This window comes from Desulfomicrobium norvegicum (assembly GCF_900114595.1).
Lineage (GTDB): Bacteria > Desulfobacterota > Desulfovibrionia > Desulfovibrionales > Desulfomicrobiaceae > Desulfomicrobium > Desulfomicrobium macestii.
In genome coordinates this window covers 279240-301005 of record NZ_FOTO01000003.1, presented here as the reverse complement: position 1 = coordinate 301005, position 21766 = coordinate 279240, and the positions used below count along the sequence as shown (strand labels likewise).

Sequence of the window (21766 nt, the reverse complement as noted above, 5' to 3'; positions counted from 1 at the left end):
GTTTGTTGCGTTGTCGCCCATCACTCGAAGTAAAAGCCTTCGTTCGGCAGCAGCGACAATGCAACTCTACGAGGCCCGCGAAGGAGTTTCGGCGGCCCGCCGTCCCGCCAACCCGCAAAGCCCCTTCCGCCCACCTCCTCACCATCTCAAATCACTCCCAGTTCCTTCCCGACCTTCACAAACGCCGCCACGGCCATCTCCAGCTGTTCCCGCGTATGCGCCGCGCTCATCTGGGTGCGTATCCTGGCTTTCCCTTGGGGCACCACCGGAAAACTGAATCCGATCACGTAGATGCCCTCTTCGAGCATCCGCGCCGCCATGCGCTGGGCCAGCACCGCATCGCCGAGCATGACCGGGATGATGGGATGCTCGCCCGGAGCCAGGGTGAACCCGGCCTCGGTCATGGCCTCACGGAAATACCGGCTGTTCTCTTCCAGTTTGACACGCAATCCGGGCTCGTCGCGGATCAGGTCCAACACGGCCAGCGACGTTGCGGCAATGACCGGTGCCAGGGTGTTGGAAAAGAGGTATGGCCTGGAGCGCTGCCGCAGCCACTCGACGATCTCCTTGCGGCCCGAGGTGTAGCCGCCGGAAGCTCCGCCCAACGCCTTGCCCAGGGTGCCGGTGATGATATCCACCCGGCCCATGACCCCGCAGTGTTCATGCGTGCCCCGCCCGTTTTCGCCCATGAAGCCCACGGCGTGGGAGTCATCGACCATGACCAGGGCGTCATACCTGTCGGCCAGGTCGCAGATGGCCGACAGGTCGGCGATGTGACCGTCCATGGAAAAGACCCCGTCGGTGACGATGAGCTTATAGCGGCAATCCGCCGCGTCCTTGAGCTGCGTTTCCAGATCGGCCATGTCGTTGCTGGCGTACCGGAACCTTTTGGCCTTGCACAGCCGCACCCCGTCGATGATGGAGGCATGGTTCAGGGCGTCGCTGATGACGGCGTCCTCGGGCCCGAGCAGGGTTTCGAACAGGCCTCCGTTGGCGTCGAAGCAGGAGCTGTAGAGAATGGTGTCGTCGGTGCCCAGAAATTCGGACAGGCGCTCTTCGAGTTCCTTGTGCACGTCCTGGGTGCCGCAGATGAAGCGCACGGAGGACAGGCCGTAACCGTAGCGGTCCAGGGCTTCATGCGCGGCCGCGACCAGACGCTTGTCACCGGCCAGGCCAAGATAGTTGTTGGCGCAGAAGTTGAGCACCTCGCGGCCTCCGGCCACGGTGATGCGCGCGCCCTGGGGCGAGGTAATGACCCGTTCGGCCTTGAAAAGCCCGCCTTCCCGCAATTCCTCCGTCCGCCGCGTCAGATCTTCCAGTATCCGTTTCATGCCGCCTCCCCGTAGAATTTCGATTTGCGTAATTTTATCGCCATAAAATTTCTTGTCAATGAATGAATCGGCAATATATTGACGAATAACTCAATTGGCAACCGTATTCCGGAACCACCCGCACAGGCTTTGTCTTTGCGGCAAGACTTCGGTATGCGCTCACGCGGGAGCAAAAACGTGAACGAAAAAGAAATTACCCTGGACCACACGGACCGCCGGATCATCGCGGCCCTGCAGGAAAACGGGCGCGAATCCTACAAGAACATCGCCCAGCGGCTGGGCGTGTCCGACGGCACGGTGCGGCTGCGCACGGAACGGCTGCTCAAAAGCGGCTATCTGCGCGTCTCTGCCTCGGTGAATCCCATGTTTTTCGAGGACGGTCTGACCGCCACCGTGGGAGTCAGCCTTGAGGGGCGGGCCAATGCCCAGATCATGCGCGCCATCGCAAACCTCGACGGCGTGCAGTCCGTGTCCAACGTCTCGGGCCGCTTCGACCTTCTGGTCGAGATCCACGTTGCATCACGCAGCGATCTGCGCCGTTTTCTGGTCGACGACCTGTCGGCCCTTGGCGGCATCCAGAATACCGAGACCTTCCTTTATCTGGAAACCATCAACAAATGGGTGCAGCAGCGCCGGGAAGACACCATATGAGCCACATCCTGCACGGATTCACCGATCCGAAATATCTGGAAGTTCTGATTGCCAAGGCCGAAACCCAGCTCCGCGAGGCGGAAAACGAGGAAGACCGGCAGCGTTTCGCCGCCTATCTGGAAGTGCTTAAGGGATGGAAGGAAAAGATCGGAGCGAGCCAGGAAACCGGCGCGCCCCGCGAAAACGAATCTGAATGAGCCTACTGTGGCCGGACTGAATCCTCCAACCGATCCCGCATCAAAAGCCCGATCAGTTCCGCCCGATCAAGCCGCCGGGCGTAGTCGTCCTTCAGGATTTTGAGCGCAGCCCTGTTCCTGTCCCGCGCGGCCGCCTCGATGTACTCGGCCACAATGGGCTGCGCCTCGCGGCGCAGTTCCTCATCGGATTTTGCATCGAGCGCCCTGAACAGCGCCTCCAGATCTTCGGGCGCGGGCAGGCCTGGAGCATGCAGGATCACTCCGATGCGCTCCCGATAGCGCACCAGCGAAGCCTTTATGTGGCTCTCCTTGATGACCGACAGGCCTGACCAGCCCGCCCGCATCCACTGAAACACGCCGCTGCGCACCACGCGGCCCTCACCAAGATAGACGCCGATGGATACATTGGTCTGAATCCTGGATGAGACCCAGCCAAGCCCGGTCTTGGTCAGCCCTTCCTCATCCGAATAGACGTAGCGGCTGTCCTGGTCGCGCCCCACAAGGTAGCCCCGGGTGCCCACTTCCGACGGCCCCGGCTGCACGCTCACGGACAAAAGCGCCTTGTCGTCCGGCAAAAACACAAGCACCCGCTTCAGCTGCATTCCATAGCATCCGCCCGTGGACAGATCCGCTGTGGTGCGGTCGTACTGCTCGCCCCGCACGACTTCAGTCCCGGCCGGAGGCCAGGGATCGGCCCACAGACGCCGCTGCTGCCCGGCGCTGCCCTGGGTGGTCCAGACCGAGGAGCGGATCGAAAAGGGCTTTATGAGTTCCTGGGGAATTTCAGGGTTGTAGAGATAACGCAGCAGTCGCTGCATGGGCATGTCGATCGCAAAGCCCTGGTATGCGCCGGGAGCGTCCGAGTACCTTGGCAGCGCGCCCGAGGTGTCGCCGTGTGCGCGCACATGGGCGATGATGGGCGCGATGCGGGCCGGGTCCGGGTCGTAACCGTGAAGCACCTCGCGGCACAGATGCTCCACGGCCCGCTCAAAATCCGGCGGCGGCGCATGGGGACCAAGGGCCATGGCCGGCTCCGCGCCAAGGCAGAAAAGAAAGAGGATGAGCCCGCGGACCCATCCCCTTTTGTCTCGAAAAAGGACACTCACTTATATCTCCCCTTCCTTGACAAAAAATCGGATCTGCGAACCCGTGACGGAGCTGCGCCCCGTGTAGAGAAACACGACCAGAAAGACTCCCTGCAAAAGGAGCAGCACCGGCACGTTCCAGAGGGCGGCGAGGCCTTGCCCGAAATTCACGGCGGCGCCGTGCGCGGTCAGCAACAGGGCCGGCACAAGTCCATAGAGAACGCCCGCCCCGGCCATGATCTGGTAGGCGGAGATCTTTTGTTCGCCCCGGTAATCGGCGCGGAAGAACTCGGACAGCACGCGCCAGACCTGGGTCACGACCAGGGGCGCGATCATGGCCATCGAAAAGCTCCCGGCCGCGAAGAAGATCATCCCCAGACAGGCGGCGGCGCAGTAAAGATAGGCGGTCATGAGCTGCACGGGCACCAGCCTGCGCCCGCAGAGATCATGGGCGTAGGCCGCTTTCTTGGTTCCGCCGTGAAAAACGACGTTCCAGCGGCTGAAAATCCCCTTCCAGGGCTCGGCCAGGGTGTCGACGGGACGCCCGTAACAGCAGCCGAAGCTCAGGCAGGCCAGGCGTCCCACGCCCTCGCCCACGGCATAGGCGATGGCCAGGGCCGCGAGCGCAGGCAGCACCGCCCCGCTTCCGGTCAGCCAGACCACGCCCGAGGCCACGAAAGGAGCCACGACAATGCCCACGAAGGCGGCCCCGCCCACGCTCAGGGTGTTGGGCTTGCCTTCGACGAGGCGGGCGACGATCTTCGCCGCCGGTATGCACAGCCCGAGCATGCCTGCGACCATGAGCACAAGGCCAAGGATGCCCATGCCAACCGAACCCAGCAACACGACGGCGACGGCCGTGGCCAGCGTGTAGGCCAGGGCGCTGAACCCCCCGTACCAGGTTAGATTGAGGGCCTGCCACATGCCGTCGGGATTCTTGAACAGGGGCACGCTGGCCATCATCTGCCAGCGTTCGCTCGGCAGGACCCGCCCGCTCAGAAAGATGAAGGCGAAAAGCGCGGCCCCGAAGCAGACGATCAGCAAATACTCCATATTTTCTCCATCGGCGCGGTTCACCCCGCCCGTCATGTGTTTTGGTTGAGGACGCGGCCGATGCTCTCGCGCACGCGCACGTCCGTTTCCACCCAGGGCCGTCCCAGCCAGCTTGAAAAACGGCTGCCCACGTCCCCCCGGAACTGATTGGCGACAAGATCGGGGCTGAATTCGACCCGGCCCGGCTCGAAAATGAGCACATCCAGGGAACTGCCCGGCCGATAAAGGCTCTTGGGCTGTCCCATGCGCAGAAAAAGACCGGGACGCACCGGCTCGTGGGGGTCGTACCCCGAGGAAGCATAGGCCTGCACAATCTGCCCGATCATGAGCGCCGCCACCTCGACCATGGCCACCTGGCCGCATCCGCTGCCGCCCGGGACGTCCGTGTCGATGATGGTGACCGCCCTGCGGTTGCGGGAAAAGGGAGTGACCTCGCTGATGACGGCGGTCGGATTGCAGGAGTGAAACGCGCCCTCGATTTCGTAAAAGTCGCGCACCACCCCGCTGACCGGAACGTGATTGTAGTGGTACTTGTCCGGGGTCAGGCGAAATATGGCGAAATCGCCGCCCGCGAAGACCTGATTCCAGTTCGGGCGGCCCAGAAATTCCTCGAAGGAAAAAAACTTGTCCTTGATGAAGAGCACGCTCTCTTCGCTCAGGGAACCGGTGAACATGCGCGAGTCCGCAGGAGAGACCACGGCGGCCTGATCGCCCGTCATGGGCCGGACCGTTTCGTAGCGGATGCGGCGTTCGAAGATGCGCCGGGCCGTGTTGTAATGGGACGGGGCCTCCACGCACTCGGAAATGTCGATGCCAAGGCGTTTGATGAGCGCGCTTGCGCCCGAGATGCGCGCGCCCAGGGGCAGGTCGTAATTGACAAAGCCCAAAAGGCTGGATGCGCGCGCCGAAGTCACGGCGTCGAACAGGACCGGAGCCTTCTCCCGTACGCGTGAATAAAGATAATCAATGACCCGGTCGCAGAACAGTTCCTCGTCCCGGATGCTGCCCAAATCTCTGGCTATATACTGATGCGTCATTTTTCCTTCCACTTGTGCGACTTATGCGGCTGGCCGACTGATTCGGGCGTTTTCGCCGTGCATGCCGATTATCAAGAGCAGAAGCTGGATCAGCACCGGCCGGCACCCGCCAAGCTCGCCCGTACGTTTCAATTCCGACCTGGCCTCTCGCGCAAACTCCATGATGTCCCGCCCGCCGAGCAGCGCGGGGAGCCCGGTGCGGCAGAACCGTGCGGGCAGGCAGCCGAAATTCTTGACCGTTTCGCAGTCTTCCAGAAGGTAGTCGAGAGCCTCGGCAAGATGCGCGGTGCGCAATTCTCCCCTGTAGACATCCTCGGCGCCCATGTTGAAGTCCTGGGCGCGCAGGGCCAGCGGCGTGCGCGCCCCGACATGCTTCAGAATGCGCCGGGTCAGTTTTCCCCCCGCGCCAAGTTCGGGGTCCGTGATGCGGGCGCGCAGATCGCGCAGCAGCTCCTGCGCCCCGAAAAGTTCGATCACGTCCCGCCCCTCGGATTCGATGAAATCAAGCAGCGCCTTGCGGTACTCCTGCACATGCACGCGCAGGTTGCCCGGATAGCGATGGCTGCCCCGAACGCCGGTGGCCCTCGACACGAGATCAAGAAGCAGGGCATTGCCCGAATCCCGCCGCACGAAGAAAGTGGGCAGGTTGATGGCCGTGGCGAAAAATATCTGCCGACGCTCGCTCTCCACTTCCGGGCTGTCGGGAATCGAAGACCGGCTGACGCGTCCGCTGAGCACAAGCTTGCAGGCCAGCGCGCTCAGGAATTGCTGCAAGCGGGCCGCGGGCCGCATGTCCGCCTCCAGGGAATCGAAAAGGCTGTAGAAGCGGCCCTCGAAACCGGAAAATCCCATCACCTCGAACGAGCGCTGCTTGTAGAGCAGATAGGTGGACATGGATTCATGGAATACGCCCATGGCCGCAAGATCGCGCTTGAGCCTCAGGTCGTTGCCCATCTCGCCGTCAAGCGCCGCGCAGCGGTGGGTGCTCATGAGCGTGGTCATGTAGTCCAGCAGACGAAAATCCGGGATGAAGTCGCCGCGCAGCCCGAAAATCCGGGCAATGGCCCTGTCCATGAGCGGCGGACCAAAAGGAGTCAGGGGACGGCCGCAGACTTTCAGCTTGGCCTTCTTTTTCCAGCGCCGCCAGATCATGCGCAGGTGGGTGTAATCGAGTTCGTGCGGCAGGAATCCGAGCGCCTTCTCCGGATGAAAATCCTCGAAATCCATGCGCATGGGAGCGGCGCTGTAGGTGCCTACAAATAGCGGCAGAAAATGCTCCACGATCTTGATGACCAGGTCCCCGAGGTACTTCTCATCGGTGACGCCGAAATCCCCCTTAGCGCGCAGAAGCTCCCCAAGGCGCTTGCTGCCGAGCGAAATGTGCGTCCCGTTGTTGGCCAGGCACGTGTTCGAGGTGTTGGGCAGGACCACCAGGTTGTTGGTCAGAATGCCGGACTCGCGCAGCTTGGCGATGGTGTTCAGCTGACTGCGCGAGAGCATGCGGTGACACAGGCCCATGTACTCCTTCTTGGCCTCACCCCGGTCCCAGCCCGACAGGCACGGGTTCATGAACAGCTCGCGGTAATGGGCGTCGGGAATGATCTCGTTCAGACGCTTCTGCCGGGCGGGGGGCAATGGCGCGAAATAGATCATGGCCCGCTGCCCGTGCTGCAGCAGCCCGAACCCTTCGTTGGCGTGGTCGAGCAGGAGCTGGGACAGCAGGAATCGCTGACTGGTCTCCCGGGCGATGCCCCGCCCGCCCTGGAACGCGTCGTCCATGGGCACGGGATAAAAGGAGAAGGTCTCGGGGGAGGTGTTGTCGTTCAGGAAATGGGCAAGAAAGGATTCGGCCAGCCGGCGCACCTCGGAGGTCACGCCGGACCCGGCCAGGTCGGCCAGGGAGAGCTTGAGCAGATAACTGATGGGAATGCGCAGCCAGTCTTCGCCGTCCCTGGCAAAAAAGAAGTCCGCGCTGTCCTTCCTGCGCCCTGACGCGGGGTCGCTCTTGTCCGCCAGGAGGTCACGCTCCAGGGTGTGGCGGGCAAAGGTGTTCAGCCGTCCCAGGGGAAAGCGCACCCAGCTGTTTTCCCAGACGGCATCCGGACCGGCCTCCAGATAGCGTTCAAGCTCAAGGAGCGTATGGCTCGACGTGTCCCCGGCCACGGTGCGCCGGGCCACGTTCTGATAAAAGCTCGATTCCCGGATTCTGAGCGGCAGGTCCACGCAATCCGGGCTGCCCATGACCGCGACCTGCAACTCGCTCTCGCTTCCGGCCGTGGCGTCGTCAGGACCGAAAGGGAGCACGTCCAGGAGGCGGTCGCTCCACCCGCCTTCAAAACCCATCTTGTCGGCCAACCGCCCTTCCATGCCCGCCTGCATCGTTGTTGTATCGAAAAACATGCACACCACCTTGTTTGAATGCCTTGAACAAACGAACATGAAGAGGATGCGAAGAATTCGTGACCGCCCGGTGACAGCTTTCGGGGCGCCCCATGGCGAAGGGCCCGGGCTGTCACCGAAGCGTCACCTGTCCGTCACGGGCAGGTTTGAGGCTCGCGGCAAAGACAGGTCATGGATATGAACACCATTACTCAATATGGCCCCCTGGCCATCGCACTGGGCGCCTTCGTGGAGGGGGAAACGGCGGTGCTTCTGGGCGGCGCGGGGCTGGCCCTGGGGCTGTTCGATTTCTGGACCGTGGTGGGGGCGGCCTTTGCGGGCAGCATGGCGGGAGATCAGTTCTTCTTCTGGCTCGGCAGGCTCAAAGGGTCCGCCTACCTGGCGGGACATCCGCGCTTCGGAACCAGGGTCGCCCGCGTCGGCGACCTGCTTCTGCGCCATCGCCTGCCGCTCCTTGGCACCTACAGGTTCATCTACGGCATGCGCGGAGTCATCCCCTTTGCTTTTGGCGTCTCGGATCTGTGCTGGCGCTTCTTTCTCGCCGCCAACCTTTTCACGGCAACGCTATGGTCGGTGCTCATCACCCTGCTCGGGCTTCATGCCGGAAAATTCCTGACCGATCCGTCCGTCGTTGCAAGATTGCCGCTACTCGGCGCGGGCGCGGCCCTGCTTTTCGGGCTGGGGATGCTGGTGCGCGGTCGCTTCAAGGCCCGGCCCTGAACGCGCGGGGGACGCTCAATGCATGGGCCATCGAAGCGTGATGGCGGCTCAGGACGCGGCTTCGGTCGAAACTAGAAGCGCGGGCGCGGCCTGACGCGGCGCGAAGCGCGTCAGTTTTTCCGCGCGCATGGGTTTGGTGCCGTCAAAGAAGTCACAGGCCATGTAGTAGCGAAGGTCAGAAAACCAGAGGCCGGGCAGCTCCGGGCGGGATGAGAACCTGCGCATCACTTCCAGAGGATTGGAGAGCGCCATCCCGAAGGGCCCGAGCAGCTCGGACGGGTCCCGGAAGCATTCCCAGTCGCAGCGCCGACAACCCGGCTCGCCGTCGGGCAGATCCTGCAATTCCCAGAAAGGCCCAAGGTCCTCAGCGCTGCGATAGCCGCACGGATAGGCGTGTCCGGCCGTGGCATCCACGAAGAAGAAATCCAGGCCTCCGCGACAGGCATATGTCTGTCCGGCCTCCCCGTCGGCCTGCCGCACCAGGGCGTCCAGGGAGGACAGCGGCGTGAAGAGGCGGATGCGAGACCTGAAATCCGGCACCACATCCTTGAGCGCGAGCAGCATGGCCCTCTTCTCCTCGGGGCTGAAACGGATGAACGGATCCGAGGAGGTGGCCTGGTAAACGGCGAGGTCTTCGTCGCTCATGGGGTAGCAACAGTTGGCGATGGTAAAGCCGAGTTCCGTCGCAAACGTGAAAAAGCGGGTGAAGGCCTCGGAAAAGCCCTGCCGAAAATCGTGCGCATCGAAAGGGGCCTGCAAGGCCGGAATGCGCCCGCCGCAGAGGCGATTGATGCCCAGATTGACCGACGGGTAAAGGCCGCGTTCGTGAAAGATGGGCACAGCCTTGGCCATGCCCCTCACCACGCCGGGCAGGCCCCGGTTTTTCTCATGGATGTCCGGATCGCTTGAATCGAGGCTGATCCAGAAATTGCGGATGCCGCTCTCAAGCAATTCGTCGGCCGTGCGGCGCATGCGATCCGCAAAATCCGAGGCCTCATGGCGCTGAAAGATGAACCCGTTGGTGCCGGTGCGGATGTAAGGAATACCGAGCTTCTTGGCGCGTCGGATCATGCCCGTCAGGCGCCCGAGATCCAGCAGGGGCTCCCCGCCGGTGAAGGACACGGCCTGCATCCCAAGCCTGGCCACGGTATCGAGAACGCGGTCCACGACCTCGGGGTCAAGACTGTGGCGGGCAAAAGAATTGTCCGCGCTCATGCCGCATTGCACGCACCGGGCGTTGCAGCGGGTAGTGATCTGGATCACGGCCTGGCCGGGAAGGCGCCCCCGGAACAGCGCGCGACAGGTGGGGAGAAACTTCATGAAAGGCTCCTTTGGCCGAAAATTTCCGGGACGCCGCCGCGCAAGTCATGGGTTCAGCAGCTGCCGCAGTCCCTTTGCCGCCTTGAAGTGAACCCGCCTGCGCGCCGGAATGGCGATGCTCTCCCCGGTACGCGGGTTTCGGCCCATGCGCGCGGCATGGAGCGTCACGGAAAAAGAGCCGAGCCCCGGCAGAGAAATACCCTGATCCAGGGTCAGGGCCTCGCGGATGACCGCATAGAGGGCCTTTTGCGGGGAAGAATAGGAAGTATGGGTCGAATGGGTCGAATGGGTCGTATGGGTTGCAGGAAGTTCTGTGTTTTCGTTCGTCTCATTCGGCCCATTCGTCCTATAGGTCCCATGGGTCCTATCTTCTTCCGCTTCTTCCCCTTCTGCCGCTTCTGCCGCTTCCTTCAGCTCATTTTTTTTTTGCTTCGTCACCCAGGGGAGGCGAAGACAGGATGGGGGCTTCAAGTTGTGTCGCCACCGGGGTCAGCGGCTGCATCTTGTTCGGCACCCAGGAGAGCTTGAGTTCAAGCTTCTCCTTGTCGCTTTTCTGCTTTATTTCGAGCTCCGCCTCGATGCTGTCCGAAGGCCTTAAAATCAGGGGCCTGTCTTCGTTGTCGAGGATGAGCGTGCCCTGCTTCAGACCCGAGAGCACGGTTTCCAGATACGCGACCAGATCATCCCTGGTCATGATGTTCTTGGATTTGAGCTTGTCTTTTCCCATGAGATCCTCCTTTTAAATATCACGCCAGGGAGATGAGGGCCTGGCAGAGCAGATGCGGGTCGATGGCGCCGGTTTTCGTGTCGGTCAGGGGAGTCTTGATGATCTGGACGCCGAGGGGCGCCAGCTCCCGCTGCGGATTCTTTGCGTCCGGATAGCTCACGGACGGATCAAGCAGTACAAAGTCGAGGACATCGCTGATGGCGATGCTGTCCGGGGCGTCGGCGCGCAGGTGCCGCAGCAGGGTCCTGACCTGGCCCGCCAGGGACAGGCCCACGGATTCAGGGTCGCTGAACGTGTTCGGGATGAAGACCTTGGGACAGGGCGTCTGACTCACGGCCTGCCCCACTCCCCGGGGCAGCAGGTTGGCGACGATGGAGCTGTAGAAGCTGCCCACCGGATAACAGATGAGGTCCGCGCCCTGGATGGCCCTGCGGATCTTGTCGCGGATGAGCGGGCGCACCGGCGCGTTGCCCTTGGCGGGATCGACGAGGGACAGTTCGGACACGGCGCGGGTCAGGGGCAAAGTCTCCTTGCCTGTCAGCAGATGCTGGCCGACGAGGTGGCCGCCGCCTTCGAGCACGGCCCGAAGTTGCAGGTTGGAATTGATCAGCAGGCGGACTTCCCCGCGCACCTGGACCAGTTTGGAATAGATGTAGACGATGGGATCGATGTGCCGCCTGTTTTCAAGATATCCGGCGGTCAGGATGAGATTGCCTACACTCGCCCCGCGCAGGTCGAAATCCGGGCCGATGGATTTCTCGAAGAGTTGCAGATGATGGCGGATGATCTTGCGCATGGGGTCCGACACACGGGTAATGAGCGGATGGCTGCCTGCGACCAGGGCGGAGAGTTCGTCCAGCAGCTGTCCGGAACTTGCGGTCTTGGGCAGACGGTGGGCAAAAAGCTCGAAAATCTCTGGGTATCCATGCAGGGTGCGATCGGCCAGGGCCATGAGCCGGTTGCGCAGATCACCCACGGCCGGCATGTCGAAATAGCGGCGCAGCACGGCCGAGCTGCCCCCCGAATCAAAGGGCGTGACCAGGTGCACGGAGTTGTGGGTGTACCCCACCAGGGCCTGGCTGGTTTCCTTGAGAGCCGTGCCGCCGGTGAAAAAGAGGATTCGCGGCCCAAGGTCGGGACTGCGCAACGACCTGGCCACGCGTACCGGATCCGGAACGTTGACCTCCCGGGTGACCCGTATGGCCGTCATGCCTTTTCCAGCAGCCGCAGACAGCCATCCGCGGCCTGGTCAAAGTCCACGCCTCCGCTGATCTCGAACACCCTGCACCCCGCCAGCGCCTTGGCATAGTCGTCTTGCGTCGGGGCATAGCCGTTTTCGGCGGTGAAAAAAAGGCCGGTGTCCTTCATGAAGGCTTCCAGCAGATCGTGCCGTGCATTGATGTCGATCTCCTCGAAGCGCGTGGGCGAGCCGTCCCGGTGCCAGTTCAGCAGCACCAGATAACGCATGGGGCACTGCAGGATGAACCTGTCCGGGCCAAAAAGCTGGTCGATGAGGGCGTCGTATTTGTGCTCCAGACTCCAGAGTTCCTCCGGTGGCAGGCTCTGAAAGTGCGCCGTGTCCTCGGGGGAGATTATGCCTGTCAGGTCGGGATTGTGCAGGGCCGTGCCGGGATTGATGCGCGGGTGCTTGGCCACGCCGAACATGACCGGGCCGGAGCTTGCCGGACTGATCATCAGGCGGTCGTTGCTGACAAAGGTCACGCCCTTGCTGACCAGATGCAGGGCCAGGGTCGATTTGCCCATGCCCGAAAACCCGGCCATGGCCATACCGGTCTCGCACATCGCCACTCCGGCGGCATGCGCCAGAAGACAGTCTTCGTTCAACTTGCGCTCGATGAAACGGTTGTTGATGAAATTGACGACCTGGTTGGGATTGGCCTCGCAGTCCCCCACGGCCAGATTTTCCCCGTTTCCGAAGAGAAAATGCATGCCGGTCAGACGCTTGCGGATGACCCGCCCGCCTTCGATGTCGGCCCACTCCTCTTTTATCTTGGTCTTGCCCGGGTCCGGCTCCTTGACCTCAAAAATCAGCCCCAGATCAGGAACCTCGCCCTGCAGGGCCGTGATGGATATGTCCGCCTCCGACCCGGAGTTCAGGAATGGCGCGAAATATCTGGTCAATTCCCGGGCCAGATTCCCGGAATTGGTCATGACCCGAAAACGGCAGTCGCCCATGCTCAGGCAGACCTGGTGCGGTGTCGCGACGCCGGCGCTCAAAAGATGCACGAGTCCGCGCAGAGTGCTGTCATTATTCACGAATCTTCTCCATGACATAATCGGTGTACATGGCCGCGGCATCAAGACCGCAGGCATCCTGGATGCCACGGAACCCGCCGAAGGCCGAAACCTCGAAGACCACTGGCCCGGTGGCGGCTTCCACCACATCGACACATGTGAAATCGAGATTGAACAGGGCCTGGGCCGCCTCGGCCGTGCGCATGGCCTCGGGCGAAGGCGTGGCCGGGGCGTATTTGCCTCCCGACTCGGTGGTCGTGTTCCAGGCCCCCGTGCCGCAACGGGCGTAGGTGGTCAGGTACTTGCCGCCCAGAAAGACGATGCCGAGATCCTGCCCGGGCAGCTCGATCTTCTGTTGCATGTACATGATGGGATTTTCCGCGTGAAAGGCCTCGATGGCGGCGCGCGCCCCGGCTCCGTGGTCAATGACCGTCATGCCCCGGGCCTTGGAGGTGAAAAGCGGCTTGAACACGGCCGCGCCATAGCGTTCAACCGCGCCCAGCGCCTCGTCCACGGACTCGGTGATGGTCGTCGGCGGCATGGGGATATTCCCGAGACGCAGGGTCACGGTGCAGCTGAGCCTGTCCAGGACGCGCATGATGGACATGGGCGAGGAAAAAATGGGCAGCCCGCGCTGTGCCAGAAAGCGCAGCACCTCAAGCCTGTCGAGAAGATCCGGAGAATAGCGCGCGCCGATCTTCTTGATGATGAGGCCGTCAAGGCCGCCAAGATCGACCCCTTCGGTCCAGACCTTGCCGCTGTCCAGGTCCATGCAGACCTGCTCCATGTCCACCAGCAGGCGAAATCCGGTCTTGGCGGCCACCGTGTCCGCAAGAAGTTCCGAAGACCACCCACCGCGCGTTCCGACCACTCCTATCTTCATAAAAAAATCCTAATAGTTGAGTATTTCCAAGGGGAAAGAAAAATCAGCCGGAGACTTCAGTTCATGTTCCGTGAGCCGCTCCATGAGAAAAAGACAGCGATTGTACATGGCATGGGCAAAGGCCCGGTTCAGCTCGAAACGGGTCGAGGTATAAAACGACCTGGCCACACCGAGCCCGAGCCGGATGTCGAAGCTCTCGTCGCCATGGGCCCGGGCGAAATTCCTGGCGAACTTGTAGAAGCTGGTGATGGTTTCGCTGATGCGCTTACGCGATTCCCGGTCAAAAGCGGGCAAGCGGAAGTTGGAGACGAGAAAGACCGAGACGTCCTGCACGTAGTCGGCATGCTGGGAGCGATACAGATCTATGAAATAGACCTTTTGATCCAGATGACTGTAGATGACGTTGTTGATGTTGAAGTCGCCGTGGATGAAGACCGAGAAAGGCGCCGGGAATCTGGCCTCGATGTCCATGCAGCCCTTGATCAGTTCCCCGGCCGAGGGGATGGCGATGGAGCCTATGCCCATCGCGGGGCGCATGAGCTCCGGATGGACCTGCAGGATCGAGGACATGCGGTCCAGGGCCTGACGCATCATGTTCGTGGGCAGGGCGTGCTCGCTCATGGTCTGTTCCCAGATGTGCTGCACGGTCTGCTCGAAGATGAAGAGGGCGTTTTTGAGGATCTCCCGGTCCGGATTGAAAATGGTCTCATCGAGGGTGCAGCCGGACAGGAACTCAGTCAGCAGCGACGCATTCTCCCCGTCTTCCTGGTAACTGAAAACCCTCGGTACCAGTCCGGGAAATATCTCGTTCCAGCATTCGAGGTTGATCTTCTCCTGACGGATCTTGCGCAGGTTGCCTTCCTTGAAGATGGAATCCCGGGCCTGGGGGGATTTCTTCTCTTCCACGCGGGCGATGCGGCATCCGGAGCGCGAGCCCCAAATTCCCTGAAAATCCACATCCGTGACGTCCCCCTGCATGCCCGACTTGTTCAGGTTGCGTTGCAGGGCCTGGAACTGCTGGATCTTGATGCGTTCGCCGATGATGACGAAAAGCAGCGCCTCACCGATGTTGAGCAGGCTGTCCCCGATGCGCTCCATGTACCGGATGATGAAAAGCGAGGTGATGTGATCCTCCACGTTGCGGCCGATGCGCAGGTGGATCATGATCTTGTCGAAATTTTCCTTGTACATGGTGTCGAGCTCGTCCTCCATGCGGCAAATGGACAGCGCGCCCGACAGGTTGGCCTTTTGCAGCACGGGAAGAATCTCGCTCACCGTATCGTGAATTTTCAGGAAGCTATCCTTATAGTCGAAATTCTCCAGAAAGCGAGGGGTGGACAGATAGCCCATCTGCTTGGCGATATTCACGCAATAGTCGCCGATGCGTTCAAGGTTGATGCTGATGACATGCACGGCCCGCAGACACTTCATCTGATCCGGAGCCAGCTTGGTCTGGTTCAGCGTGGTGAAGCACTTGTTCTCTATGACGTTCTTCAGGTTATCGATGTAGTCGTCCTTGCTGAAGATCTTGTCATAGGTCGCCGGAGTCGGCTCCAGCAAAAATTGGAAGGTGGCCTTGATCTGGTTCTGCACTTCCATGATCAGGAACCTGAAATTCTCATCGAGCCCTTCGAAACTTTTGAGCATGACGCGTCCTAGGAAGTGATGGAAATGGTGCTGGATGCCGGGGATTCGTCGCTCTTGTCCTTCCAGGCGAACTTGACGGAGAGCTTGTTTTCAGAGCCCTTTTTCTTCACCGAGACCTGAAATTTCATGAAGCCGCTCGGGTGCAGACATATTTCCGACCCCTCGGAATGAAGCACTATCCGCCCCTGCGCGAAGCCGTCCTGCAAGGCCTGCAGATATTTCTGGATGGTCTGGCTGTCCTGTACGGACTCGAATTCAAATTTGTCGTCTTGAGACATGATCATTCCTTGTTTCAGCCCAGCAGGCGTTCACGATATTCCCGGATGACGATTTCCCGGCTCATGCCCGAAAGGATGAGCCGCTTGGAGATCTCCAGATCGTCCCAGGCGGGTTGATACCCGATCTCACGGTTCGCTTTTTCCGAATTGCGCTGTGAGACGTCCTTCACTTTTTCGCCCATGTGCGTGTCGTCGCCCATGAAGACCAGCTTGCGGCGCTGGGACAGACCCGCGCAGGCGTTGGCCCTGCCCACGACCGTGATCAGAAAATCCGTATAGCGCTGGGACTGAGGATTCCAGACCTCGTATCCGTCCACGTCGTAATCGGCCAGGAGGATGGGCCAGAACTGTTCGGGATGCGGGATGATGATCCCGCCGCCAAGGGCGCGGACCTCCTCGATCACTTCCGATGTGCGGTAGAAATAGCGCAGCGAAAAATGGATTTTGACGATGGCCTTGACCGCCGAAAGATACGTTTGGATGCGGTCGATGAGCTCGCTGTCGTACACGGGGCGCAGCGCGTTGAAATAGTTACGCAGCAGCTTGTTCTTGAGGGCGTCCTGGGGAAGGCGCGCGTGGTTGTCCTCCACCATGCGCTGCACCTTGGTCACATGATGGCGCACGAATTCGACCAGATCCAGATCGGCCCCGGTCTCCCGGGCGGCCTGTTCGATGCGGTCTTCCAGCGGGGCCGTGATGGTGTGCATGAAATCAAAGAGCTGGGAAGCGCGGTAGGTCAGGGTGTGCCGGAGCATGGCGCGCAGCGTGTGGGCATGCTCCAGACGGGCCGTGGCAAAGTGCAGCAACAGCTGCACCTTCTGGTTGAAACCGTGGGAGTAGCAGTCCACCTCCACGCCGCTGAAATCGCCGTATTCGAGGATCTCGTTGTGCTGAGTCGGGATGATCAGGCTCTCGGTCATGCCCGGAAACATGTTGTGAACGCGTTGTTCAATGACCGGCATGGGCACGAATTCAGGGTGCCAGTGCACGGCCATGACGCTCTGCTGAACGGGAAGGGTGAGCGACGGCGAGACCAGTTCCTTCAGTTTTTCATCATTGAGATCCGTGCTGATCACGCGCTCGAAAACAGCGAGATCCTGCTCGGTGATGGCCGGGTCCCAGGCCGCCGGATTCATGGGATCGAGAGAACGCATTTGCAAAGCCTATTTGTATCGGTCGTGGCAGGATTTTTTGGACTGGATCAGTTCTTCGACCACGGCGGCGATCGCGGCCTGGTCTTCCTGGTCGAAGGCCAGGCGCAGGCGCTCGCAGATTTCCGCATACGCAGGATAGTATTCGTCACCGTAGCCGTGATATGAAATCATTCTTTCGGAATCCGAGAGAAAAACCGAGACAATCTCCCGCGAAGGCATCTCGCCGTTGGCGATGCTTTCCCTCATGGCCTTGAAGTAGATCTGCATCCGCTTCTTGAGTTTCGAGTAGCTCTCGCACACGACTCCCGATCCGCAGGGGTCTTCGGCTCCGCAAACCTTGATGCCCTTGCCCGTGAATTTGACCTCCAGCGCGTCCTCATGCCCCAGATCGACCTTGACCTTGAATTTGACAAGTTCCGCCAGGCTGATCCCGTATTCGGCCAGATCATCGGACTCCTGCTCCAGGGTATCCGCCAGTTTGCGAAGCAGATCCGCCGCTTCCGCGCGTGAGAGCAGCCAATTGTGTTTGAGTTTCGAGGCCATGCACGCTTCCTTGGTGAAAAGTGATATATAAATGCGGATTTTGTCTGTTAACAGCGCCATAAAGTCAATTCCCATACTGTGACATTTGCGTCACAGCTTTGTGACAACCCTACCCCGGCCTTTCATGAACTCGATATCTTTATTGAATTGTCATGACCGCGTAACAAAAATGACGTCCATGCGGGATAACGTGCTTAAACCACAACGAGGTACGCATATGATCCCACAGCGCAAGGCGGACATGCATGTTCATTCCAAGTTCTCCAGCAGGCCGTCACAATGGATTCTACAGAAACTCGGCTGTCCGGAAAGCTTCACGGAACCTGCCTTCATTTACGAGCGGGCCAAGGCCGCGGGCATGGACTATGTGACCATCACCGACCACAACGTCATCGACGGGGCGCTGCAGATCGCCCATCTGCCGGGAGTCTTCGTGAGCGAGGAGGTCACCACCTATTTCCCCGAGGATCGCTGCAAGTTGCACGTCCTGGTCTATGACATCACGGAAGGCCAGCATGTGGAGATCCAGCGCCTTCGGGAAAATGTCCATGACCTGTGCGGCTACCTACGCAGCGAGAACCTGGTGCACGCGCTGGCCCATCCCCTGTTCGCGGTCAACGACAAGCTGGACATCGACCATTTCGAGCAGAGCCTGCTGCTCTTCGACATCTTCGAATTGAACGGTTGCCGAGACGATATGCAGAACACGGTGCTGCGAAAAATTCTGGCCGATCTGGACCGATCCACCATCGAGATCCTGGCAGACAGGCACGCAATGGCGCCGCTGGGCCGCAAGCCCTGGGAAAAGGGGCTGATCGGCGGCTCCGACGATCATTCGAGCCTCAACATCGCAAGCATGCACACCCTGGCCAGGGCGGACGGTCCGGACGATTTTCTGGAAGCGGTGCGCGGCAGGAACTCCCAGCCGTCTGGACGCGCAGCCACCGGACATGCGCTGGCGCGCAATCTGTACGCCATTGCCTACCAGTTCTACCGCGCCAAGACCCGGCGCTCGCGTTCCAAATTAGTCTGCATGCAGTTCGCCGACCGCATGCTCGGTGCCAGCGAAACGTCCGGGGACGGCTTTCTGGCCCGTCTGCACGCGGCCATCGGCACACGCAAGAGCAGCACCTACCTGCGCCTGGCCGACGCCGAAGGGATCAAGGCCGTGCTCCTGAAGGAGGTGACCCGAATCATCGAGAACGACCCCGTGTTCACGGCCATCGCCAGGGGCGAGACGGGGGCGGATCTCGACCAGGAATGGTTCCGCTGCGTCGGGCAGGCCTCGGACAAGCTCATCGCCACCTTCCTGGACCGCCTGCTCACCAGCGCTCTCGGCGCCGACATCTTCGACATCTTCAGCACCATCGGCACGGCCGGGTCGCTGTACGCGCTGCTGGCCCCTTATTTCGTGTCCTTCGGGCTCTTTGCCCGGGAAAGATCTTTCAGCCGCAAATGCGCCCGCGCTTTCGGACAGGCCAGGCCCCGTCCCCTCGCGCTCCTGCATTTCACGGACACCTTCGAAGACGTGAACGGCGTCTCATGGACCATCCGCCAGCAGCTGGACATGGCCCTCGAACACGGCAAGAACATGACCGTGATCACCTGCGGACAGGGCGAGAACGCGCCGGGCCTCCAGGTCTTCGACCCCATCGGTACCTTCGCGATACCCGAGTATCCCGAACTTTCCGTTTCCTACCCACCGTTTTTGCGCATGCTCGAATACACCCTCGAAGCGGACGCGAAGCTCATCCTGGCCGCCACGCCCGGTCCTGTCGGCCTCGCCGCGCTGGCCATAAGCAGAATTCTGCAGATTCCCATCCATGGCACCTATCACACGGCCTTTCCCCAATATGTCGCCTCCCTGACCGGCGATTCAGGCCTTGAAGATCTGACCCGCAAGTACATGGCCTGGTATTACAAGCAGATGGATGTCGTTTATGCCCCGTCCCAGGCCATCGCCGATGAATTGACATCCTTCGGCGTGGAGCGCGGGGCCATCCGGGTGTACCCGCGCGGAGTCGACACCGCGCGCTTTGATCCAATCAAGCGCAACGGCTTCTTCAAGCGCTGGCGGGGCGTTGACCACTTTAAACTCATCTACGTCGGGAGAGTCTCCAAGGAGAAGGATCTGGACATTCTCTGCGCGGCCTTCAAATCGGCCCACGAGTCATTGAGCGGACACGGGGTCAGCCTCGTCATCGTCGGCGACGGGCCGTATCGGGAGGAGATGGAGCAGGAACTTTCAGGACTGCCGGCGCTCTTCACCGGCGTCTTGCACGGCGAGGCCCTGGCCGAGGCCTATGCCTCCGCCGATCTTTTCGTCTTTCCATCGACCACGGACACTTTCGGCAATGTGGTCCTGGAGGCCCAGGCCTCGGGGCTGCCGATCATCGTCAGCGACAAGGGAGGACCCATGGAGAACATCGATCCCGGCAAGACCGGACTCATCGTTCCCGGACGGAACGCAAAGGCCCTGGCGCAGGCCATGATCGAACTCTGCGGCGACCCATGCCGGGTCAAACGCATGGGCGAGGCGGCGCGCAGCTTCGCCGAGGAGCGCAGCTTCGGCTCCGCCTTTCTGGCAACCTGGGAGCTTTACAAGGACGCGACATCGCCTGCCGCGTGAGGGAATCTCACACGCGGCAGACGGGGTATAAAGATTTGTGGGGAAAGGACCGGGCCGTTGGCGCCCGGAAAATCAGAGCCCAGTCTTGATGACCATGTCCGTGATGGGCCCGCGTGAGCGTTCGCCCTTGAGGACGATGTGCCCGTATCCGGGCAGCCCTTTGAGCATCTTCACGGTCCAGTTCAGTCCGTTGTTGGATTCATTCAGATAGGGATTGTCGACCTGGCGCGTGTCGCCAAGGCAGATGCATTTCACGTTTTCGCCCATGCGGGTCAAAAGCGCCCGAGTCTCCGTGCGCGAAAGGTTCTGCATCTCGTCGATGATGACCACCGCGTTCTCAAGGTTCATGCCCCGGATGAAGGCGATAGGCAGAATCTCGAAGCGTTTGGGATTGTACCTGAAATTGCCGCTCTCGCTGTCGGCGAAGATGCGGTTGGCCGGGCGCAGGTCGTGCAGCTTCATGAGCAGATCGCCGATGTAGCGCACGTAGGGAGCCATCTTTTCCTCAAGATCGCCGGGCAGATAGCCGAGCTTGGCGCCGATCTCGATGACGGGTTTGACAAGGTAGATCTTGCGGTATGGATTGTCCTTCTTCTCAAGGGCCATGAACAGAGCCGCGGCCAAGGCCAGGAAGGTCTTGCCGTATCCGGCCTCGGACTGGATGGTGACCAGGTTCACGGCATCGTCGAGAAGCAGTTCCAGGGCCAGGTTCTGATAGACGTTGCGCGGCCGCACGTTCCAGACGTTGTGCTGAAAATCGATGAAGCGGGGCCCGGAGGTGGCGTGCATGTACGGCTGTCCGCCAACCCAGGCGAAGCTGTTGGCAATGGGCGGCTCGCCCTCGCGCACAAAACCGGTGTAGGACTGGGATTCGGAGCGGAAGGGATTTGAATCGCGGTACCCCTCGCTGGCGATGGCGTGGATGCGGGCCTTGAGCTGAAGGATGCGGTCGTTGGTGACCAGGATGGGCGCATCCACTCCGCTGTCTTTGAGTTCGTCAAGAATCAGGTCATCGCCGCTCTTGCTTTCCGCGTCCGTGAACGTCCGGGGCGGGAGGAACAGGACATCCGGGTCGTCCTGCAGGGCGGCAATGGCCTGGGCCACGATGTGGGCCACACGCGGCTCGCGCTTGAGCTTGTCCAGCTCTCGCAGAACGGTGTACGGCAGGATGACCCGGTTTTCCTGGCCGTTGCGCAGGGCGCGGATGCATTGGGGGTTGTCAATGAGCACATTGGTATCAAGTACGTAATTCTTCTGCATGGACGGCTCAATCCTTAGGGGCCGGTGGCCCCGGTCCGGACCATTGACGGGAGAGGGCGGCCGATCAGACTGCTGCCAGAACCCCGTCCCCAAGTCCGGTGCGTCCGAATTCTCCGGGATGCCTGTCGATCATCTCCTGGCACTCTATGCAGAAGAGCGCGCTCGGTATGGCCAGGAGCCTGCGGTCAGCAATATGCTCTCCGCACATTTCGCAGATCCCGTAGGAATCGTTGTCGATGGCCTTGAGGGCGACGGTGATGTCCCTCAGCAGCTTAACGTTGCGATTGTAGCGTATCATGTTCCAGTCCTGGGAGGAAGCGGTGCTGGCCTGATCCGCCAGATCCGGCTCAAGCTCCCGGTCCTGGCACATGGATTCCCGTAACCTTTCGTTTTCCCTTTCGATCTTCCTGAATTTTTCCCGCAGCCGAATCTCGATGTCCTGATGGATATGACAAACACGCGACATGGATACCTCCATTGTGTGTGGCAAGTCGGTCCACCCGGAACACCCGGATTCGAACTTCTTGCCGTTGAAGCACACTAGGATCCGCGTGTTTCGTACCGGAGACGAAGGCGAGGAGGTTTCATGACAGAG

21 protein-coding genes are annotated in these 21766 nt (G+C 60.9%); 4 read left to right on the top strand and 17 right to left on the bottom strand.

What is annotated here, in order from left to right:
- Nucleotides 1-146: 146 nt before the first annotated feature.
- On the bottom strand, nt 147-1331 hold the full coding sequence (locus BMZ24_RS07335) for a glycine C-acetyltransferase (protein WP_092190764.1): 1185 nt from the start codon (nt 1329-1331) through the stop codon (nt 147-149).
- Nucleotides 1332-1508: 177 nt separating this feature from the next.
- On the opposite strand from BMZ24_RS07335, the gene BMZ24_RS07330 reads away from it, so the two are divergent.
- Nucleotides 1509-1982: an Lrp/AsnC family transcriptional regulator gene (locus tag BMZ24_RS07330; protein ID WP_092190906.1), complete on the top strand. Its 474-nt coding sequence runs from the start codon at nt 1509-1511 to the stop codon at nt 1980-1982.
- Entirely contained in the window at nt 1979-2179 is a 201-nt protein-coding gene (locus BMZ24_RS07325) for a hypothetical protein (RefSeq protein ID WP_092190762.1), read from the top strand. Before BMZ24_RS07330 ends, BMZ24_RS07325 begins: the two co-directional genes overlap by 4 nt.
- A 2-nt stretch (nt 2180-2181) precedes the next feature.
- Here the strand turns inward: BMZ24_RS07325 and BMZ24_RS07320 are convergent, their stop codons facing one another.
- The 4 genes from BMZ24_RS07320 to BMZ24_RS07305 are packed head-to-tail and all read right to left on the bottom strand — an operon-like array spanning nt 2182 to nt 7754.
- Complete coding sequence (locus BMZ24_RS07320) at nt 2182-3285, bottom strand: hypothetical protein (RefSeq protein ID WP_092190760.1); 1104 nt, start codon at nt 3283-3285, stop codon at nt 2182-2184.
- Nucleotides 3286-4317: a prolipoprotein diacylglyceryl transferase family protein gene (locus BMZ24_RS07315; RefSeq protein ID WP_092190758.1), complete on the bottom strand. Its 1032-nt coding sequence runs from the start codon at nt 4315-4317 to the stop codon at nt 3286-3288.
- A 32-nt stretch (nt 4318-4349) separates the two neighbouring features.
- Nucleotides 4350-5354 carry a phosphatidylserine decarboxylase gene (locus tag BMZ24_RS07310; protein ID WP_092190756.1) on the bottom strand — a complete coding sequence of 335 codons (1005 nt, stop codon included), beginning with the start codon at nt 5352-5354 and terminating at the stop codon, nt 4350-4352.
- Nucleotides 5355-5375: 21 nt separating this feature from the next.
- The gene (locus BMZ24_RS07305; RefSeq protein ID WP_092190754.1) at nt 5376-7754 is read right to left on the bottom strand and encodes a hypothetical protein; all 2379 of its coding nucleotides are present in this window, start codon (nt 7752-7754) and stop codon (nt 5376-5378) included.
- A gap of 177 nt (nt 7755-7931) precedes the next feature.
- Here BMZ24_RS07305 and BMZ24_RS07300 point away from each other — a divergent pair, with 177 nt between their 5' ends.
- Nucleotides 7932-8474: a DedA family protein gene (locus tag BMZ24_RS07300; RefSeq protein WP_161949073.1), complete on the top strand. Its 543-nt coding sequence runs from the start codon at nt 7932-7934 to the stop codon at nt 8472-8474.
- A 48-nt stretch (nt 8475-8522) separates the two neighbouring features.
- On the opposite strand, the gene BMZ24_RS07295 is transcribed toward BMZ24_RS07300, so the two are convergent.
- The 10 genes from BMZ24_RS07295 to BMZ24_RS07250 are packed head-to-tail and all read right to left on the bottom strand — an operon-like array spanning nt 8523 to nt 17282.
- Complete coding sequence (locus tag BMZ24_RS07295) at nt 8523-9794, bottom strand: radical SAM protein (protein WP_092190750.1); 1272 nt, start codon at nt 9792-9794, stop codon at nt 8523-8525.
- A gap of 45 nt (nt 9795-9839) precedes the next feature.
- A complete protein-coding gene (locus BMZ24_RS07290) occupies nt 9840-10232 on the bottom strand; it encodes an HU family DNA-binding protein (RefSeq protein WP_244150298.1) in 393 nt (130 codons plus the stop codon).
- Nucleotides 10210-10521: an amphi-Trp domain-containing protein gene (locus tag BMZ24_RS07285; protein ID WP_092190748.1), complete on the bottom strand. Its 312-nt coding sequence runs from the start codon at nt 10519-10521 to the stop codon at nt 10210-10212. Before BMZ24_RS07285 ends, BMZ24_RS07290 begins: the two co-directional genes overlap by 23 nt.
- Nucleotides 10522-10540: 19 nt before the next feature.
- On the bottom strand, nt 10541-11731 hold the full coding sequence (locus BMZ24_RS07280) for a GAK system CofD-like protein (protein WP_092190746.1): 1191 nt from the start codon (nt 11729-11731) through the stop codon (nt 10541-10543).
- On the bottom strand, nt 11728-12798 hold the full coding sequence (locus tag BMZ24_RS07275) for an HprK-related kinase B (protein WP_092190744.1): 1071 nt from the start codon (nt 12796-12798) through the stop codon (nt 11728-11730). The genes BMZ24_RS07280 and BMZ24_RS07275 overlap by 4 nt, the downstream gene beginning before the upstream one ends.
- Nucleotides 12791-13660, bottom strand: coding sequence for a GAK system ATP-grasp enzyme (locus BMZ24_RS07270; RefSeq protein WP_092190742.1), 870 nt, complete (start codon nt 13658-13660; stop codon nt 12791-12793). Before BMZ24_RS07270 ends, BMZ24_RS07275 begins: the two co-directional genes overlap by 8 nt.
- A 9-nt stretch (nt 13661-13669) precedes the next feature.
- Nucleotides 13670-15307, bottom strand: coding sequence for a PhoU domain-containing protein (locus BMZ24_RS07265; RefSeq protein WP_092190740.1), 1638 nt, complete (start codon nt 15305-15307; stop codon nt 13670-13672).
- A gap of 8 nt (nt 15308-15315) precedes the next feature.
- Nucleotides 15316-15585, bottom strand: a complete 270-nt coding sequence (locus BMZ24_RS07260; protein WP_092190738.1) for an amphi-Trp domain-containing protein — start codon at nt 15583-15585, stop codon at nt 15316-15318.
- A gap of 14 nt (nt 15586-15599) precedes the next feature.
- A complete protein-coding gene (locus BMZ24_RS07255) occupies nt 15600-16739 on the bottom strand; it encodes a hypothetical protein (RefSeq protein ID WP_092190736.1) in 1140 nt (379 codons plus the stop codon).
- A 9-nt stretch (nt 16740-16748) separates the two neighbouring features.
- Nucleotides 16749-17282 (bottom strand): GAK system XXXCH domain-containing protein, encoded by a 534-nt coding sequence (locus BMZ24_RS07250; RefSeq protein WP_161949072.1) that lies wholly within the window; start codon nt 17280-17282, stop codon nt 16749-16751.
- Between the two features lie 217 nt (nt 17283-17499).
- On the opposite strand from BMZ24_RS07250, the gene BMZ24_RS07245 reads away from it, so the two are divergent.
- Nucleotides 17500-19911 (top strand): glycosyltransferase, encoded by a 2412-nt coding sequence (locus tag BMZ24_RS07245; protein WP_092190732.1) that lies wholly within the window; start codon nt 17500-17502, stop codon nt 19909-19911.
- A gap of 72 nt (nt 19912-19983) precedes the next feature.
- Here the strand turns inward: BMZ24_RS07245 and BMZ24_RS07240 are convergent, their stop codons facing one another.
- The gene (locus tag BMZ24_RS07240) at nt 19984-21171 is read right to left on the bottom strand and encodes a PhoH family protein (protein ID WP_092190730.1); all 1188 of its coding nucleotides are present in this window, start codon (nt 21169-21171) and stop codon (nt 19984-19986) included.
- 64 nt (nt 21172-21235) lie between these two features.
- A complete protein-coding gene (locus BMZ24_RS07235; protein WP_161949071.1) occupies nt 21236-21637 on the bottom strand; it encodes a TraR/DksA family transcriptional regulator in 402 nt (133 codons plus the stop codon).
- Between the last annotated feature and the right edge of the window lie 129 nt (nt 21638-21766).

What these genes read in the sequence shown, in the direction of transcription:
- BMZ24_RS07240 (WP_092190730.1), bottom strand. Translation starts at nt 21,171, where the DNA reads ATGCAGAAGAATTACGTACTTGATACCAATGTGCTCATTGACAACCCC.
- BMZ24_RS07325 (WP_092190762.1), top strand. Translation starts at nt 1,979, where the DNA reads ATGAGCCACATCCTGCACGGATTCACCGATCCGAAATATCTGGAAGTT.
- BMZ24_RS07315 (WP_092190758.1), bottom strand. Translation starts at nt 4,317, where the DNA reads ATGGAGTATTTGCTGATCGTCTGCTTCGGGGCCGCGCTTTTCGCCTTC.
- BMZ24_RS07335 (WP_092190764.1), bottom strand. Translation starts at nt 1,331, where the DNA reads ATGAAACGGATACTGGAAGATCTGACGCGGCGGACGGAGGAATTGCGG.
- BMZ24_RS07280 (WP_092190746.1), bottom strand. Translation starts at nt 11,731, where the DNA reads ATGACGGCCATACGGGTCACCCGGGAGGTCAACGTTCCGGATCCGGTA.
- BMZ24_RS07260 (WP_092190738.1), bottom strand. Translation starts at nt 15,585, where the DNA reads ATGTCTCAAGACGACAAATTTGAATTCGAGTCCGTACAGGACAGCCAG.
- BMZ24_RS07300 (WP_161949073.1), top strand. Translation starts at nt 7,932, where the DNA reads ATGAACACCATTACTCAATATGGCCCCCTGGCCATCGCACTGGGCGCC.
- BMZ24_RS07265 (WP_092190740.1), bottom strand. Translation starts at nt 15,307, where the DNA reads ATGCTCAAAAGTTTCGAAGGGCTCGATGAGAATTTCAGGTTCCTGATC.
- BMZ24_RS07250 (WP_161949072.1), bottom strand. Translation starts at nt 17,282, where the DNA reads ATGGCCTCGAAACTCAAACACAATTGGCTGCTCTCACGCGCGGAAGCG.
- BMZ24_RS07295 (WP_092190750.1), bottom strand. Translation starts at nt 9,794, where the DNA reads ATGAAGTTTCTCCCCACCTGTCGCGCGCTGTTCCGGGGGCGCCTTCCC.
- BMZ24_RS07245 (WP_092190732.1), top strand. Translation starts at nt 17,500, where the DNA reads ATGATCCCACAGCGCAAGGCGGACATGCATGTTCATTCCAAGTTCTCC.
- BMZ24_RS07235 (WP_161949071.1), bottom strand. Translation starts at nt 21,637, where the DNA reads ATGTCGCGTGTTTGTCATATCCATCAGGACATCGAGATTCGGCTGCGG.
- BMZ24_RS07255 (WP_092190736.1), bottom strand. Translation starts at nt 16,739, where the DNA reads ATGCGTTCTCTCGATCCCATGAATCCGGCGGCCTGGGACCCGGCCATC.
- BMZ24_RS07305 (WP_092190754.1), bottom strand. Translation starts at nt 7,754, where the DNA reads ATGTTTTTCGATACAACAACGATGCAGGCGGGCATGGAAGGGCGGTTG.
- BMZ24_RS07310 (WP_092190756.1), bottom strand. Translation starts at nt 5,354, where the DNA reads ATGACGCATCAGTATATAGCCAGAGATTTGGGCAGCATCCGGGACGAG.
- BMZ24_RS07285 (WP_092190748.1), bottom strand. Translation starts at nt 10,521, where the DNA reads ATGGGAAAAGACAAGCTCAAATCCAAGAACATCATGACCAGGGATGAT.
- BMZ24_RS07270 (WP_092190742.1), bottom strand. Translation starts at nt 13,660, where the DNA reads ATGAAGATAGGAGTGGTCGGAACGCGCGGTGGGTGGTCTTCGGAACTT.